16 protein-coding genes are annotated in these 16,296 nt (G+C 73.8%); 8 read left to right on the plus strand and 8 right to left on the minus strand.

Features of this window, described 5'->3' with window-relative positions:
• Positions 1–3: 3 nt before the first annotated feature.
• From BM223_RS10385 to BM223_RS10405, 5 genes are all read right to left on the minus strand, one after another.
• On the minus strand, positions 4–1,104 hold the full coding sequence (locus tag BM223_RS10385) for a type IV pilus twitching motility protein PilT (protein ID WP_235319225.1): 1,101 nt from the start codon (positions 1,102–1,104) through the stop codon (positions 4–6).
• Between the two features lie 108 nt (positions 1,105–1,212).
• Positions 1,213–1,560, minus strand: a complete 348-nt coding sequence (locus BM223_RS10390; RefSeq protein ID WP_082003612.1) for a competence type IV pilus major pilin ComGC — start codon at positions 1,558–1,560, stop codon at positions 1,213–1,215.
• A gap of 233 nt (positions 1,561–1,793) precedes the next feature.
• Positions 1,794–2,570 (minus strand): SDR family NAD(P)-dependent oxidoreductase, encoded by a 777-nt coding sequence (locus BM223_RS28905; protein WP_052138424.1) that lies wholly within the window; start codon positions 2,568–2,570, stop codon positions 1,794–1,796.
• Positions 2,567–4,195 (minus strand): AMP-binding protein, encoded by a 1,629-nt coding sequence (locus BM223_RS10400; RefSeq protein WP_038677937.1) that lies wholly within the window; start codon positions 4,193–4,195, stop codon positions 2,567–2,569. Before BM223_RS10400 ends, BM223_RS28905 begins: the two co-directional genes overlap by 4 nt.
• Before the next feature lie 54 nt (positions 4,196–4,249).
• The gene (locus BM223_RS10405; RefSeq protein WP_038677936.1) at positions 4,250–4,681 is read right to left on the minus strand and encodes an Lrp/AsnC family transcriptional regulator; all 432 of its coding nucleotides are present in this window, start codon (positions 4,679–4,681) and stop codon (positions 4,250–4,252) included.
• A 90-nt stretch (positions 4,682–4,771) separates the two neighbouring features.
• Here BM223_RS10405 and BM223_RS10410 point away from each other — a divergent pair, with 90 nt between their 5' ends.
• The gene (locus BM223_RS10410) at positions 4,772–5,668 is read left to right on the plus strand and encodes a phenylalanine 4-monooxygenase (RefSeq protein WP_038677935.1); all 897 of its coding nucleotides are present in this window, start codon (positions 4,772–4,774) and stop codon (positions 5,666–5,668) included.
• A 73-nt stretch (positions 5,669–5,741) separates the two neighbouring features.
• On the opposite strand, the gene BM223_RS10415 is transcribed toward BM223_RS10410, so the two are convergent.
• Complete coding sequence (locus BM223_RS10415; protein WP_038677934.1) at positions 5,742–6,665, minus strand: LysR family transcriptional regulator; 924 nt, start codon at positions 6,663–6,665, stop codon at positions 5,742–5,744.
• Between the two features lie 76 nt (positions 6,666–6,741).
• On the opposite strand from BM223_RS10415, the gene BM223_RS10420 reads away from it, so the two are divergent.
• The 3 genes from BM223_RS10420 to BM223_RS10430 are packed head-to-tail and all read left to right on the plus strand — an operon-like array spanning position 6,742 to position 9,811.
• A complete protein-coding gene (locus BM223_RS10420; RefSeq protein WP_141267212.1) occupies positions 6,742–8,097 on the plus strand; it encodes an FAD-dependent oxidoreductase in 1,356 nt (451 codons plus the stop codon).
• The gene (locus BM223_RS10425) at positions 8,094–9,068 is read left to right on the plus strand and encodes a 2-hydroxyacid dehydrogenase (protein WP_038677932.1); all 975 of its coding nucleotides are present in this window, start codon (positions 8,094–8,096) and stop codon (positions 9,066–9,068) included. Before BM223_RS10420 ends, BM223_RS10425 begins: the two co-directional genes overlap by 4 nt.
• Positions 9,068–9,811 (plus strand): SDR family NAD(P)-dependent oxidoreductase, encoded by a 744-nt coding sequence (locus BM223_RS10430; protein ID WP_038677931.1) that lies wholly within the window; start codon positions 9,068–9,070, stop codon positions 9,809–9,811. Before BM223_RS10425 ends, BM223_RS10430 begins: the two co-directional genes overlap by 1 nt.
• 23 nt (positions 9,812–9,834) lie before the next feature.
• On the opposite strand, the gene BM223_RS10435 is transcribed toward BM223_RS10430, so the two are convergent.
• Both BM223_RS10435 and BM223_RS10440 read right to left on the minus strand, forming a co-directional pair.
• On the minus strand, positions 9,835–10,200 hold the full coding sequence (locus tag BM223_RS10435) for a DsrE family protein (protein WP_038677930.1): 366 nt from the start codon (positions 10,198–10,200) through the stop codon (positions 9,835–9,837).
• 143 nt (positions 10,201–10,343) lie between these two features.
• Positions 10,344–11,387, minus strand: a complete 1,044-nt coding sequence (locus BM223_RS10440; RefSeq protein WP_200887099.1) for an alpha/beta fold hydrolase — start codon at positions 11,385–11,387, stop codon at positions 10,344–10,346.
• 119 nt (positions 11,388–11,506) lie between these two features.
• Here BM223_RS10440 and BM223_RS10445 point away from each other — a divergent pair, with 119 nt between their 5' ends.
• The 4 genes from BM223_RS10445 to BM223_RS10460 are packed head-to-tail and all read left to right on the plus strand — an operon-like array spanning position 11,507 to position 16,290.
• Positions 11,507–12,613, plus strand: a complete 1,107-nt coding sequence (locus tag BM223_RS10445) for a M20 family metallopeptidase (RefSeq protein WP_038683992.1) — start codon at positions 11,507–11,509, stop codon at positions 12,611–12,613.
• A complete protein-coding gene (locus tag BM223_RS10450; protein WP_038677929.1) occupies positions 12,610–13,464 on the plus strand; it encodes a GNAT family N-acetyltransferase in 855 nt (284 codons plus the stop codon). The genes BM223_RS10445 and BM223_RS10450 overlap by 4 nt, the downstream gene beginning before the upstream one ends.
• Complete coding sequence (gene menC, locus BM223_RS10455; protein ID WP_038677928.1) at positions 13,461–14,576, plus strand: o-succinylbenzoate synthase; 1,116 nt, start codon at positions 13,461–13,463, stop codon at positions 14,574–14,576. The genes BM223_RS10450 and menC overlap by 4 nt, the downstream gene beginning before the upstream one ends.
• 10 nt (positions 14,577–14,586) lie before the next feature.
• Positions 14,587–16,290 carry a PucR family transcriptional regulator gene (locus tag BM223_RS10460; RefSeq protein ID WP_038677927.1) on the plus strand — a complete coding sequence of 568 codons (1,704 nt, stop codon included), beginning with the start codon at positions 14,587–14,589 and terminating at the stop codon, positions 16,288–16,290.
• Positions 16,291–16,296 lie beyond the last annotated feature (6 nt).

Genomic DNA, 16,296 nt, shown 5'->3' on the forward strand with positions numbered 1-16,296 from the left:
GCCTCACCGGCCCACGCCGACGGCGTGCCGTGGCCGGGCGTCGATGTCCTTGGGGTACAGGCTGCGGGCGACGGCGTCCTGCTCCGTCACGATGCCGGCCTGGATCAGCTGCGACAGCGACTGCTCGAGCGTGACCATGCCGTCCTGGGCACCGGTGACGATCGAGTTGCGCAGCTGGTGCGTCTTGCCCTCCTTGATCAGGTTGCGGACGGCGGGCGTCGCGACGAGGACCTCGTACGACGCGATCATGCCGCCGCCGATCCGCGGGATCAGGCGTTGGTAGACCACGCAGCTCAGGGCCGCCGCGAGCTGGACGCGGATCTGCGCCTGCTGCTCGGCCGGGAAGACGTCGATCATGCGACCGAGCGACTGCGCGGTGTCGTTCGTGTGCAGGGTGGCGAAGACGAGGTGGCCGGTCTCGGCGACGGTGAGCGCGAACCCGATCGACTCCAGGTCGCGCATCTCGCCGACCAGCAGGACGTCGGGGTCCTCGCGGAGCACCGAGCGCAGCGCGTTGTGGAAGCTGCCCGTGTCGGTGCCGACCTCGCGCTGGTTGACGGCCGCCATCTTGTGGTCGTGGACGTACTCGATGGGGTCCTCGACGGTGATGATGTGGCAGCCCCGGTTGGTGTTGATCAGGTCGATCAACGACGCGAGCGTCGTCGACTTGCCCGACCCGGTGGGCCCGGTCATCAGGATCAGGCCCTGGTGGCGCATCGACAGGTCCCGCAGGACCGTCGGCAGCCCGAGCGCGTCGGGCGTCGGCACGGTGCGCGGGATCATCCGCAGCGCGACCGCCGTCATCCCGCGCTGGGTGAAGGCGTTGCCACGGATACGGGCGTGCTCGCGCCAGGAGAACGAGAAGTCGTACTCGTGGCTGGACTCCCACACGTCGCGCTGCTCGGTGGTGAGCACCTCGGCGAGCAGGCTGTCGGTGTCGTCGGCCGCGAGCACCGGCTGGTCCGGGATGGGCTTGAGCGTCCCGTCGACCCGGATCATCGGCGGCAGGCCGACAGTGAGCATCAGGTCCGTGCCGCGCGCCCCCCAGAGGACGTCGAGGAGACGGTCGACACGATCGCCGATCCGAGGCAGGTGATGAAACACGATGGTTCCCCTCCCGTGGGCCGCTGGGCCGTGGTCTGGTGGGTCAGTGGGCCGGAGGCCCGGAGGAGGGCCGTCGTCGCGTGGACGACGGCCCTCCGCAACGGAGGCTCACGGGCAAGCGGTACCAGTGGCCTTCGCGGGCTCGGTGGCCGTCGCGGCCGAGAGACCGGTGACCCAGTCCGACGGGGTGTCGTGCAGGAAGCCCGCGTCCACGAGCGCCTGGAGCGTGCCCGGGTAGGTGGTCTTCGACGCGTAGTACGCCTCGATCGCCGTGTTGACGGTGCGGTACTCCGTCTTGCACGCGGCGGTCTTGCTGTTGTTGTTGATGCCGCGCACCGAGAACACCACGATGCCCGCGAGGACGCCGAGGATGACGATGACGATGAGCAGCTCGATGAGCGTGAAGCCGCGCTGGTCGCGGCGCGCCTCGGTGAGGCGATCGGAGATTCGGCGCATGCCAATATCCTTCGAAAGAGAGATGGTTTGGTAAGAAGGAGCAGCCCCCGAGCAACCGAGATCAGGTTGCGCCGCGGCTCGGAGGGGCGTCCCGGCATTTCGGTTTTCTTTACCCACCGATGAGACGGCCTTCCCCAACTTCGGTGAGAAGCCCGTACCTTCGGGCGATTCGCCTGCCGGGGTCGGAAGATCCGCGCACAATCCGCCCGTGCAGGCGGGTTGTGGCCGATCGGTCAGGTTGTCGGGCGGCGCAGGGCGCGGTCGACGACCGCCGGCAGGTGCCGGATGGCGACGGCGGCGAGGCGGCTGTCGCGGCCCGGGATGACGAGGAAGCCGCGGCGGCGGCCGAGGGCGCGGACGAGGGTGTCGGCGACCTGCTCGGGGGTCAGCGTGGCGACGCTCTCCTCGGCGGCGAGCACCTCGGCGGGCTTGTGGTGGTTCTCCTCGGCGAAGCCGGGGGTGAGCGTGTTGGGTGGGCAGAGCACCTTGACGGTGATGCCGTAGGGGCGGACCTCGCGGCGCAGCGCCTCCGAGAACCCGATCACGCCGAACTTCGTCGCGCTGTAGACCGTGTAGCCGAAGACCCCCGCCAGTCCGGCCATCGAGGACGTCGTGACGATCGTGCCGGTGCCTGCTGCGCGCAGGTGCGGGAGGACCGCGCGGCACACGTGGACGGTGCCGAGCAGGTTGGTCGCGACCATGCCGGCGATGTCGTCGGCGGGCAGCTCGTCGAGGTAGCCGGGCCGCGCGTAGCCGGCGGTGGTCACCACCAGGTCGGGGACGCCGACGTCGGCGACGAGGGCGTCGACGGCGGCCGTGACGGCGGCTGCCGAGGTGACGTCGACCGCGTGGGAGCGGGCTTCCGGGCCCAGCCGGGTGCGGGCGGCGGCGAGCTTCTCCTCCGAGCGGGACAGCACGACGACGCGCGTGCCCGCGGCGTCGAGGCGCTCGGCGACCGCGAGGCCGATGCCCTCGGAACCCCCGAAGACAAAGGCGATCCGCGGCTTCACACCGATGCCTCCTCCTCGACCTGCCGGCGCAGCTGGAAGTGCTGGAGCTTGCCGCTCGTGTTGCGCGGCAGAGCCTCGATGAACCGGATGACGCGAGGGTACTTGTACGGCGCCAGGGTCTGCTTCACGTGCTCCTGCAGGCGCCGCACGGTCGCGTCGTCGGGCGCGACGCCCGGTGCGAGCACGACGAAGGCGCAGACGACGGAGCCGCGCTCGGCGTCGGGCGCCGCGACGACGGCGGACTCGACGACGTCCGGGTGCTCGTCGAGCGCGGCCTCCACCTCGGGGCCGCCGATGTTGTAGCCCGCCGAGACGATCATGTTGTCGGTGCGCGTCTGGTAGGTGAAGTAGCCGTCGGCGTCGCGGACGAAGGTGTCGCCGGTGACGTTCCAGCCGTTGCTGACGTACGCCGCCTGGCGCGGGTCGTCGAGGTAGCGGCAGCCGACCGGGCCGATCACCGCGAGGCGGCCGGGCTCGCCGGGCGGCAGCTCCTCGCCGTCGGGGCCGAGCACGGTCGCGCGGAAGCCGGGCAGCGGGCGGCCCGTCGTCCCGGGCCGGATCTCGCCGACGGGCGCGGACAGGTAGATGTGCAGGAACTCGGTCCCGCCGATGCCGTCGATGATCTCGAGCCCGAGCTCGTCGCGGACGTGCTCCCACGTCTGCAGCGGGAGGTGCTCCCCCGCGCTGACCGCGACCCGCAGGCCGGCGAGGTCGCCGATCCGGCCGGCCCCGAGGATCCGCCGGTACGCCGTCGGCGCAGTGGCCAGCACGGTGACGCTCTCGCGCGCGATGATCTCGGCGAGCTCGAGCGGCGTCGCCGCCTCGGTGAGCAGGGCGCAGGCGCCGGCCCGCAGCGGGAAGACGACGAGCATGCCGAGGCCGAACGTGAACGCGAGCGGCGCGGAGCAGGCGACGAGGTCGTCCGGCCGCAGCCGGAGGACGTGCCGGCCGAACGTGTGGTCGATGGAGAGCACGTCGCGGTGGAAGTGCGTGGTGATCTTGGGGACGCCGGTGCTGCCGGACGTCGGGCAGAACAGCGCGACGTCGTCGGCGGCGGTGACGACGGCCGCGAAGTCCTCGGGCTGGCGGGCGGCGCGCGCGACCAGGTCGTCGTCGCCGGGACCGCCGAAGGTGACCAGGGTGAGGCCGGGCGCGGCCTCGGCGACGTCGTCGGCGAAGCGGTGGTCGACGAGCGCCAGGAAGGGACGGGTCCGCTCGACGAGCGGCACGATCTCGCGCGCCCGCAGGGCCGCGAACGTGGTGACCACGATGCCGCCCGCCTTGAGGACGCCCAGCCAGGCGGCGACCGTCCACGGGTTGTTCGGTGAGCGCAGCAGGACCCGGTTGCCCGGGCGCAGCCCCAGCTCGTCGACGAGGACCCGGGCGACCTGGTTGCTGCGGGTCTGCAGCTCGCCTAGCGTCCACGTCTCCCCCGACGGCGTGCGCAGCGCCGGGCGGTCGGCGCCGAACTCGGCGACGGCGCGGTCGACGAGCTCGACCGCGGCGTTGAGGCGGTCCGGGTACTGCAGCTCGTCGGTGGTGAACTCCAGCACCGGCCACTGCTCGGCGGGCGGGAGGTGGTCGCGCGCGAACGTGTCCTCGTAGCCGCTCGGCGTCAGCGTCATATTACGAGATTTGCACGATCGTTTGAGAACGTCAATAGACCGCCGGGGGGTGGTTCAGCCCTGCCCGACGTGCTCCTCGAAGACGAGGACGGTCTGGGTGGCGACCACCTCCGGCAGCGCCTGGATGCGCTCGAGGACCAGCTCGCGCAGGTGCTCGGCGTCGCGCGCGCGGACCAGGATCACGCAGTCGAAGTCGCCCGCGACGAGCGCGACGTGGGCCGCCTCCTCGAGCGCCCAGGCCTTCTTGCGGAACGACTTCCAGGTGTTCTGCTTGATCCGCACGTGGACGTACGCCGGCAGCCCGAGGCCCAGCGCCGCCGGGTCGACGTCGATGGTGAACCCGCGGATCACCTTCGTGTCGACCAGGCGCTTGACCCGGGCGTACGCGCTCGCGCGGCTGATCCCCAGCCGCTCGGCGACCTCCCGGATCGAGGTCCGGGAGTCGGCGCGCAGGATGTCCAGGATTCCGTGGTCGACCGCGTCCATGCCGGACACCCTGCCACCGAATTAGGGCTCGCGGGGGCCAAACGTCTGACCTTGCTCGCAATTCGGTGGACCACGTCTCAGACTGCAGCCATGTTCGAGGAAGCCCAGTACTTCGCGCCCGTGACCGCCGACGAGGACGGCTCGCTCAAGGTCCACCTCGGTGCCGACCACCCCGGCTTCGCCGACCCGGCCTACCGTGCCCGGCGCGACGCCCTCGCCACGCTCGCCAACGCCTGGACGCCGGGCACCCCCGCGCCGTACGCCGACTACACGGCCGAGGAGCACGACGTCTGGCGCGTGGTCAGCGAGGCGCTCGTCACCAAGCACCGCGCGTACGCCTGCCGGGAGTTCCTCGACGGCAAGGAGGCGCTGGCCCTGCCGATCGACCACATCCCCCAGCTCGCCGAGGTGAGCGAGTGGCTGGAGCCGCTGACCGGCTACCGCTACCAGCCGGCCGCGGGCCTGGTGCCCCTGCGCGACTTCTACGGCTCGCTCGCCGACAAGGCGTTCTGGTCGACCCAGTACGTCCGGCACCACTCGGTCCCGCTCTACACGCCGGAGCCCGACGTCCTGCACGAGGTCGTCGGCCACGGCAACACCCTCGCGAACCCGCGCTTCACCGCGCTCTACGAGCTCGCCGGCCAGGCCTCGCGCCGGGTCGAGTCGGCCGACGCGCTGGAGTTCGTCAGCAAGGTCTTCTGGTTCACGCTGGAGTTCGGCATCCTCTGGGAGAGCTCCGAGCTCAAGGCGTACGGCGCCGGCATCCTCTCCTCGCCCGGCGAGATCGAGGCCTTCCGCGGCATGACGATCCGCCCGCTCGACGTCGGCGAGATGGGCAGCATGACCTACGACATCACCGACTACCAGAACGTCCTCTACGTCGCCGACTCGTTCAGCCAGGTCGAGGACGTCGTCGGTACGTTCTGGGCCGAGTGCACCGACGACTCGATCGCGGCACTGCAGGAGCGCCACCCCGCGCACACCTGATCCGGCCCCCGTCGTACCGGACAAAATGGTCGCGAATCCACCGGATTGACGACCATTTTGTCCGGTACGACGATCACCGGGGGCCGCGAGCTGCCCAGGCGACGAGGTCGCGGGCCGGTCCCTCGGGGGGCTGGGGGCCGCCCTTCCAGACGGCGTGCAGCCGGCGGGTGAGGTCGAGCCCGGTCACGGTGACCCGGACCAGCCGTCCGGTGGCCAGGTCGTCACGCACGGCATGGGCACCGACGGCGGCCGGTCCGGCGCCGGCCGCGACGGCGGCGCGCACGGACGCCGTGCTCGACAGCTCCAGCGCGGGCGGCGCCTGCGGGCGGCCGGCGAGGGCCCGCTCCAGGACGGTGCGGGTGCCCGAGCCCAGCTCCCGGACGACGAGCGGCGTCGCCGCGAGCGTCTCGGCGCTGACCCGGCGGCGCGAGCGCGACGCCCAGGGGTGCCCGGGGCCGACCACGACGAGGAGCTCGTCCGTGCCGACCAGCCGGCGGCGCAGGCCGCGTGGGGCCTCGGGTCCCTCGACGAAGCCGAGCACGACCTCGCCGGACCCGACGAGCTCGGCGGCCCGCGAGGAGTTGGTGGCGGTCATGGTGACCTCGGTGGGCTGCAGGCCGCGCTGGACCTGGTGCGCGCGCAGGCCCACGAGCCAGCCCGGCAGCAGGTGCTCGGCGATCGTGAGGCTCGCGGCGATGTCGAGGTGGCCGCGGCGGTCGGCGCGCAGCGCGGCGATGCCGGCGTCCAGCTCCTGCGCGGCGTCGAGCACCCGGTCGGCCCACTGGACGACGAGCTCGCCGGTCGCGGTGAGCTCGGAGCCGCGCTTGCTGCGGGTCACCAGCGGCTCGCCGACGAGCGCCTCCATGGTCCGCACCCGCGACGACGCGGCCTGCTGGGTGATCCCGAGCTCGGCCGCGGCCGCCCCCAGCGAGCCGGTGCGTGCGACCACGACGAGCAGCTCGAGAGCGCGCAGGTCGGGGACGTGGGAGCCGAGCATTCTCACAAACTAACCTTGTGAGAACCCAACCACAACCTCGTTCTGTGAGCAGCCCGCGGCGCCCAGACTCGTCAGCATGACTCTTCGCGTCGCGATCGTGGGCGGTGGCCCGGCCGGCATCTTCGCCGCCGACATCCTCACCAAGGCCGAGACCCCGGTCTCCGTCGACATCCTCGAGCGGCTGCCCGCCCCCTTCGGCCTGGTCCGCTACGGCGTCGCGCCGGACCACCCGCGGATCAAGGAGATCATCAAGGCGCTCCAGCGCGTGCTCGCCAAGCCGGAGGTCCGGTTCCTCGGCAACGTCGAGTACGGCGTCGACGTCAAGCTCGAGGACCTGCGCGAGTTCTACGACGCCGTCGTCATCTCCACCGGCGCGATGGCCGACCGCGACCTCGGCATCCCCGGCGAGGAGCACTCGCTGGGCGCCGCCGACTTCGTCTCCTGGTACGACGCGCACCCCGACGTGCCGCAGACCTGGCCGCTCGACGCGACCAGCGTCGCCGTCCTCGGTGTCGGCAACGTCGCGCTGGACGTCGCGCGGGTGCTCGCCAAGACCGGCGACGAGATGCTCGTCACCGACATCCCGCCGCACGTCCACGCGGGCCTGAAGGCCAAGACGATCACCGACGTGCACGTGTTCGCCCGGCGCGGCCCGGCGTACGCGAAGTTCTCGCCGGTCGAGCTGCGCGAGCTCAACCACTCGCCCAACGTCGAGGTGGTCGTGCACCCCGAGGGCTTCGACGTCGACGAGCACGGCATGGAGCACATCGCCCAGCACAAGTCGCAGAAGATGGTGCTCAACACACTGACCAGCTGGGTCGGCGCGGACCCGGTCGGCAAGCCGCACCGGATCCACCTGCACTTCGCGGAGGCGCCCACCGAGATCGTCACCGACGCAGACGGCCGGGTGACGACGCTGCGCACCGAGCGCACCCACTCCCCCGCCGCCGACGGCCGGGTCGAGGGCACCGGCGAGGTGACCGACTGGGACGTGCAGCAGGTCTACCGCGCGATCGGCTACCGCAGCACGCCGCTGCCGGGACTGCCGTTCGACGAGCGCGCCGCCGTCATCCCCAACGACGGCGGCCGGGTGCTCGACCTGGACGGCGAGCCGATCCCCGGCACCTACGTCACCGGCTGGATCAAGCGCGGCCCCATCGGCCTGATCGGGCACACCAAGAGCGACGCCGCCGAGACGGTCGGCCACCTGCTCGCCGACACCACCGCGACGGCACCCGCCCGGCGCCCCGAGGACGTCGACGCGTACTTCGCCGAGCGCGAGGTCGACGTCGTCACGCACCGTGGCTGGGAGCGCCTGGACGCGCACGAGATCGCGCTCGGCGCGGCCGAGGAGCGGCTCCGGGTCAAGGTCGCCACCCGCACGGAGATGCTGCGGGCCGCCTCGGACGGGGCCTCTATGTTGGAGGGGTGAGCCGCCCCACCGTCCTCCGTGTCCCGCCCCTGAGCCCGCAGCTCCACGACGCCGTCGGCGAGCAGTACGACGCGCTCGACCTCCCCGCCGAGGGACGCCCGGCCTTCCTGGCCGAGCACGGCGCGGAGGTCGTGGCGATCGTGTGCACCAACGGCGGCCAGGTCGACGCCGGCGTGATCAACGCGCTGCCGAACCTGCGGGTGATCGCCAACCACGGCGTCGGCTACGACAACATCGACGTGCCGGCCGCGCTCGCCCGCGGGATCGCGGTGAGCAACACCCCCGGCGTCCTCGACGACGCCGTCGCGGACACGGCGCTGGCCCTCCTGCTCGCCGTGCGGCGGCGCGTGGTGGTGGCCGACCTGTTCGTCCGTGCCGGCGAGTGGCAGCGCGGCGAGTTCCCGCTCACCACCGAGGTGTCCCGGAGCCGGGTCGGCATCCTCGGCCTGGGCCGGATCGGCCGCGCGATCGCGACCCGGCTCGAGGCCTTCGGCTGCACGGTGAGCTACCACAGCCGGCACGAGGTGCCCGGCGTCCCCTATGCGTACGCCGCGTCGGCCGCCGAGCTCGCTGCCTCCGTCGACAACCTGGTCGCGGTGGTGCCCGGCGGCGCCTCGACCGCGGCGCTGGTCGACCGCGAGGTGCTCGACGCGCTCGGTCCCACCGGCGTGCTGGTCAACGTGGCCCGCGGCTCGGTGGTCGACCAGGACGCGCTCGTCGCGGCACTGGTCGAGGGCCGGCTGGGGGGCGCGGGGCTCGACGTGTTCGCCGCCGAGCCGGAGGTCCCGGCCGCGCTGGCCGACCTCGACAACGTCGTGCTGCTCCCCCACGTCGGGTCCGCGACCCACGAGACCCGGGCCGCGATGCGCGCGCTGACCCTCGACAACCTGGCGTCCTGGCTCGACACCGGCACGCTGCTGACGCCGATCCCCGAGATGTCCGAGATGTCCGAGCGCGCGGGAGGTGCCTGATGGATCTCGGACTGGCCGGCGCCGCGGCCCTCGTCACCGGCGGCAACCGCGGGATCGGCCGCGCGACCGCCGCCGCGCTCGTGCGGGAGGGCGCCCGCGTCGTCCTGCTCGGCCGGGACGGCGCGAGCCTCGCCGCGACCGCGGCGGAGATCGGCGCCGCCGGTCACGTCGTCGCCGACACGACCGACGACGGCGCGGTGGTCGCCGCCGTCGACCGGACCGTCGCGCTGCTCGGCGGGATCGACGTCCTGGTCAACTGCGCCGCACCCCGTGCCGACGTCGCGCCCCCACCGGGCCTGGCCGGCCTCGACGACGCCGACTTCCTGCGCAACCTCGACACGAAGGCGCTCGGCTACCTCCGCACGGCGCGGGCCGCCGCCCCTCACCTGCGCGAGCGGGGCGGCGCGATCGTCAACGTCAGCGGCATGAACGCCCGCACCACCGGCAACATCACCGGCTCGGTCCGCAACATCGCCGTCGTCGCGCTCACCAAGAACCTCGCCGACGAGCTCGGCCCGGCCGGCATCGCGGTCAGCTGCGTCCACCCCGGCCTCACCGTCACCGAGCGCACCGAGGGCGACGCCGAGTACGCCGCCGTCGCCGCCCGCAACGCCCTCGGCCGGCCGGTCACCGCGGCCGAGGTCGCCGACGTCATCACGTTCCTGGTGTCCCCGCGCGGGCGGGCGACCAACGGCGCCGTCGTCACCGCGGACGGCGGGCGGCCCGGCGGGCTCTGGGCCTGACCGGTCGCCGCCGCCACGAGGCCTCAGTAGCTGAAGGTCGTCGCGCCCTCGTCGCCGATCCACTCCCACATCGGGATGCTGCCGCCCACGACGGCGTTCTCGATGAGCCGCTCGGGGTCGAGCGCCTTCGCGTGGAAGCAGACCGGGCAGACCAGGTAGCGCCCTCCCGCGGCGGCGTACCGCGCGAGCAGGTCGGGCAGCGACGGGCAGCCCTCGCACGCCCGGCCGACGGCGACCCCTGGCTGCGCGAGCCGGACCGCCTCCTTGGTCAGGAACATCAGGGTCGGCCGGCCGTGCTCGGCCGCGCCCAGCGCGACCAGGAACGCCACCGCCACCCGTTCGGGATCCTCGAGCCCCGTGCTGAGGCTGATCACCGCCTTGTTCGACATCGCCTTCTCCTCTCGCTTCGTCCGTGCGGTCCGGTGCTCGTCCGGATGCTCCGACGCTACGAATCGGCGGCCCCGACGGGCATCGGTGCCGACGCGCATCGTGACGACGCGGCTGGCGGCCGGCGCGTACGCGTGCCCGGCGCTCAGGCGAGGACGCGGGCGACCGCGGCAGCCCGTGCGTTGCGGCCGGAGAGGCCGAGCTTGAGGTAGATGTTCTGGAGGTGTCGCTCGACGGTCCGCACGCTGAGCGTGAGCCGCCCGGCGATGGCGGTGTTGTCGAGGCCCTCGGCGGCGAGGAGCAGGATCTCCCGCTCGCGCTCGGACAGGTTCGAGACCGGTGCGGCGGCGTGGTCGCGGTGCAGGAACGCACGGACCTCGTGGACGAAGACGGGCCAGGCGGGCTCATCGGCGAGCAGGACGTGGTTGCGCGAGTCGAGCAGCACCAGGCGGGCGTCCGGCAGCGCGGTGGCCAGTCGCGGGCCCCAGCCGGGCGCGACCCGGTCGCCTTCGGCGTGGAGCACGAGTGCCGGGACGGCGATCTCCGGCAGCAGCGGCCGGACGTCGACCTGGTGGCGCGCGACCCGGCTGCACACCGCGTTCTCGGTGTTGGTCGAGGTGCGCTGGAGCTCGTCCATCCACGCCATCTGGTCCTCGGTGGCGTCCGGGATGAAGGCGTTCGTGAACACCCTCCGGAAGAGCGGGTCCGGCCGCGCCCAGCCGGCCCGGATCATCGCCAGGAAGGCCTCCTCGGCGGCCTCGTCCTCCTGCTGCAGGCCCCCGCCGGCCATGCCGCCGTACAGGACGAGGCCCGAGACGCGGTCGGGGTGGGCGTGCGCGTAGGCGAGCGCGACGGGCGCGCCGCCCGACATGCCGAGCACCGCGAACCGGCTCAGGCCGGCGGCATCGACGAGCGTCTCGAGGTCGGCGAGCCGCCGGGCGAGCGAGAAGTCGGCGACGCCCCACTCGGAGAGCCCGAAGCCGCGCTCGTCGTACCGGACGACGGTGGCGAGATCGCCGAGGTCGTCGAGGAAGTGCCGCCAGACCGGGCTCTGCCAGTCGTGCTGGAGGTGGCTGAGCCAGCACGACACGATGAGGAGCGGCGGGCCTGAGCCGTGCCGCGCCCAAGCGAGCCGGACGCCGTCGTCGGCCCGGCAGAACCGCACCTCCTGCGTCACGGCGCGCGCCACCCGGCCAGCCTACGCCGCGGAACCGGGTGCGCGCCTTCGTCCGGGGAGCCCAACAGAGCCCCCGAGTCTTGGCCGGGACGACAGCCTGCGGGCCTGCGGAAGTCCCGATGCTGGTCGCCATGCACGAGTTGGTGGCCGACATCGAGGCCCTGGTCCGCTGCGAGTCCCCGTCGGAGGACCTCGCCGCGGTCGCCCGCAGCGCGGACGCCGTCGCGGCCGTCGGCACCCGCCTGCTGGACGCCGAGCCGGAGCGGATCGTGCTCGACGGCTGGACCCACCTGCGCTGGCGCTTCGGGTCCGCGGCGCCCGGCGACCCGGCGCCGCGGGTGCTGCTGCTCGGCCACCACGACACCGTCTGGCCGGTGGGCTCGCTCGTCACCCATCCCTTCGGCGTGCACGACGGCGTGCTGCGCGGGCCGGGCTGCTTCGACATGAAGGCGGGCGTGGTGATGGCCTTCCACGCCGTCGCGGCGCTGCCGGCCGACGAGCGGGCGGGCATCACGATCCTCGTCACCGGCGACGAGGAGATCGGCTCCCCCTCGTCGCGCGCGCTCATCGAGAGCGAGGCGCGCGGCTGCGTGGCCGCGCTGGTGCTGGAGGCGGCCGGCCCCGGCGGGGCGCTCAAGACCGAGCGCAAGGGGGTCTCCCGGTACGACGTGCTCGTCACCGGCCGCGCCGCGCATGCCGGCCTCGAGCCGGAGCGGGGCGTGAACGCGACGATCGAGGTCGCCCACCAGGTCCACGCGGTGGCGGCGCTCGCCGATCCCGCGCGCGGGACGACAGTGACGCCGACCCGGCTCGACGCGGGCACGACGATCAACACCGTGCCGGCCGCGGCGGGCTTCGGGGTCGACGTGCGGGTGCGCGACGAGGCCGAGCAGGACCGGGTCCACGCCGCGCTGCAGGAGCTCCGCCCGGTGCTGCCGGGCGCGGACGTCGAGGTGGTCGGCGGGCCCAACCGTCCGCCGCTGACCTCCACCGCGACCCGGGCACTCTTCGACCGCGCCGCCACGATCGCTGCCGGGCTGGGACTCGACCCGCTGACCGCGCTCGCGGTCGGCGGCGCCTCTGACGGCAACTACACCGCCGGCGTCGGCACGCCGACCCTCGACGGGCTGGGCGCGGTGGGCGGCGGCGCCCATGCGGACGACGAGCACGTCGTCGTCGCCGAGCTGGGCCGGCGAACCGCGCTGCTGACCGCGCTCCTGACGGACCTGCTCCGATGACCACGCTCGCCCCCGCCGACGTGGCCGCCGCGGCGATCGCCGCCTCCGGCGTGGAGATCCGCACCCTCGACGCGATCGCCGACCTGGAGGCGGTCCGCCGCCTCTACGAGCACATCTGGCGCACCGGCGCGAGAAACCCGCCGATCACCGCGGACCTGCTCCGCGCGCTGGCCAAGGCCGGCAGCTACGTCAGCGGCGCGTACGACGGCGACGAGCTCGTCGGCGCCTGCTTCGGCTTCTTCGCGGCCCCCGGGCGCGAGACGCTGCACAGCCACATCGCCGGCGTGCTGCCGCGCGTCCGCGCGCGCAAGGTCGGCTTCGCGCTCAAGCTGCACCAGCGCGCGTGGGCGCTCGAGCACGGCGCGGGCGCCGTCACGTGGACCTACGACCCGCTGATCCGGCGCAACTCCTGGTTCAACCTGGGCAAGCTCGCCGCCGACGCGGTGGAGTACCTCCCCGACTTCTACGGCCCGATGGACGACGACATCAACCGCGCCGACCCCACCGACCGGCTGCTCGTCCGCTGGCCGCTGCTCGCGCCGGCCGTGACCGACGCCTGCGCCGGGACGCCACGCGCGCTGGAGGGCGCCGCGCTGCGGGCGGCCGGGGCGGTCGTGGCACTGGAGAGCTCGGCCGCGGGCGGGCCGATCGTGCGGCCGTCGTACGGACGGACGGTGCTGGTGGGCGTCCCCGACGACATCGAGGCGCTGCGCGAGCACGACGCGTCGCTCGCGGCGCAGTGGCGTGGCGCGCTGCGCGAGGTGCTCGGCGGGCTGCTCGCCGGAGGCGCGCAGGTGCGGGGATTCGACCGAGAGGGCTGGTACGTCGTGGAGAGGAAGGAGTCGCAGTGAAGCTCACCGGGGTGGAGATCCGGACCGTGGAGGTGCCGCTGGTGGCGCCGTTCCGGACGTCGTTCGGCACCGAGACCGTGCGCGAGGCGCTGCTCGTCCGGGTCGTCGGCGAGGACGCCGAGGGGTGGGGCGAGAGCGGCGCGGGGACCGGGCCGTTCTACTCGTCGGAGTACACCCACGGCGCGGCCGACGTCCTGAGGCGGCACCTCGTGCCGGCGCTCGCCGCGCTCTCCGCGACCGGCGAGCTCGACGCGCACCGCGTGGCGCCGGCGCTCGCGCACGTGAAGGGCCACCGGATGGCGAAGGCCGCGCTGGAGACCGCGGTCCTCGACGCCGACCTGCGTGGCCGTGGCGAGTCGTTCGCGCACGCCCTCGGCGCGGTCCGGACCACGGTCCCGTGCGGGGTCTCGGTCGGGATCACCGAGTCGATCCCGGCACTGCTCGACGTGGTGGCGGGCTACCTGGCCGACGGATACCTGCGGATCAAGCTCAAGATCGAGCCCGGCTGGGACGTCGAGCCCGTCCGCGCGGTGCGCGAGCGGTTCGGCGACATCCCCCTCCAGGTCGACGCCAACACGGCGTACCGCCGCGGCGACGTACGGCACCTGGCCCAGCTCGACGCCTTCGACCTGCTCCTGCTGGAGCAGCCGCTCGACGAGGAGGACCTGCTCGGGCACGCCGAGCTCGCGCGGCAGCTGAGCACGCCGATCTGCCTCGACGAGTCGATCGTCTCCGCGCGGGCCGCGGCCGACGCGATCGCGCTCGGCGCCTGCTCGATCGTGAACATCAAGCCCGGGCGGGTCGGCGGCTACCTGGAGGCCCGGCGGATCCACGACGTGTGCGTCGCGCACGACGTGCCGGTGTGGTGCGGCGGGATGCTCGAGACCGGCCTGGGCCGGGCGGCGAACCTCGCGCTCGCGGCGCTGCCCGGCTTCGCGCTGCCGGGCGACACGTCGGCGTCGGAGCGGTACTACGCGACGGACCTGACCGAGCCGTTCGTGCTGCAGGACGGGCACCTCGCGGTGCCCACCGGGCCCGGCCTCGGCGTCACCCCGCTGCCCGACGTCCTGGACGAGGTGACGGTCGCGCGGGAGTGGATCCCTGTCCACTAACGTCGGTGGCGTGAGCGCCGCCGACCTCCCCCGGGCAGGGCTGGCGCGCGTCCTCGCCGAGCTCGGGACGACGCTGCTCGACGTCGTGTGCGGCGACGTCCAGCGTGCCGACGAGTCCGGCGCCGGGAGCGCCGCCGGGATCGGCGGCATCGTCATCCACGACCCCCTCGACGAGCCCGCGCTGCCCGAGCGCGCGCTCGTCCTCGGCGTCGGCCTGCACGAGAGCCGCGAGATCGCCGCGGTCGTCACCCAGCTCGGCGCGCAGGGCGCGATCGGGCTGGTGGTCCGCGGGCCGGTCGAGGCGGACGACCAGCTCCGCGCCGCCGTGCAGCGGGCAGGGGTGCCGGTCCTCGCGTTCACCCGCGGCGCGTCGTGGACCCAGCTCGCCGGCATGCTGCGCGTCCTCACCGCCGACGAGCCCGCGGCCGACGGCGGCGATCCCGTCCTCCCCACCGGCACGCTGGGCCGCGCGGGCGCCGGGCTGCGCCAGGTCGTCGGCTACCAGTCGGGGCTCGACGACCTGTTCGCCGTCGCCAACGCGATCGCGGCGCTCGTCGACGCGCCGGTCACGATCGAGGACCGCAACTCGCGGCTGCTGGCGTTCTCCAGCCGCCAGGAGGAGGTCGACACCTGGCGGGTGCAGACGATCCTGCGCCGCCAGGTGCCCGAGGACTACACGCGGATCCTCGAGGAGCGCGGGGTCTTCCAGGAGATCTACCGCAGCGACCGCCCGGTCTGGGTGGGGCCGATCGCCGAGGGCGAGCAGGGGCGCGCGGCGATCGCCGTCCGGGCCGGGGACGAGATCCTCGGGACGATCTGGGCCGTCGCCGCCGAGGCCTTCGACGAGGCGCGCGGCCAGGCGCTGTACGACGCCGCGAAGCTCGTCGCGATGCACCTGGTCTGGCAGCGCGCCGATGCCGACGTCGAGCGCCGGCTGCGCGCCGAGCTGATCAGCACCGCGCTCGAGAGCGGTCCGCGCACCCCCGAGACGATCCGCCGCTTGGGCCTGAAGGACGAGCCCTCGGTGGTGCTCGCGCTGACCGTCGTCGGCTCCGGCACCGAGCTGCCCCTGCCCGCCCAGCTCGCGGTCGAGCGCAAGCGGCTGGCCGACGCCTTCGCAGTGCACCTGACCGCCGTCCACCCACGCAGTGCCGCAGGTCTGGTCGGCGACGTCGCCTACGGCATCCTCCCGGTCGCCCGCGGTGGCGAGGAGCGCGCGGCCGAGCTCGCGGCGGACTTCCTGTCCCGGGTCGACTCCCGGCTGCGGCCCCTCGTCGGCGTCGGGCCGCTGGCGCCCGGCAGCGCCGCCCTCCAGCGCTCGCGCTCGGGCGCCGACCGCGCCCTGCGCGTGCTGCGCTCCCGGGTCACGGGCCGCCAGGTGGCCCGCCTCGACGACGTCCACCTGGAGGCGCTGCTCCTCGAGCTCGCCGACCGGGTGCCCAAGGGCGACCTGCCCAGCGGCCCCGTCGCCCGCCTCGTCGCCTACGACCGTGCCCACCAGAGCAGCCTGGTCGACACGCTGCGCGCCTGGCTCGACGCCTTCGGCGACGTGGCGATCGCCTCGGCCGCGATGTACGTCCACGCCAACACCTTCCGCTACCGGCTGCGCCGGGCGGCCGAGGTCGGCGGGCTCGACCTGGCCGATCCCAACGCGCGGCTGGCGGCGATGCTGCAGCTGCGGTTGATGGACCTCAGCGCGACGTCGGCGGAGTAGGCTCCC

It is taken from the genome of Pimelobacter simplex (genome assembly GCF_900114845.1).
In the GTDB taxonomy this organism is placed as follows: domain Bacteria; phylum Actinomycetota; class Actinomycetes; order Propionibacteriales; family Nocardioidaceae; genus Nocardioides; species Nocardioides simplex.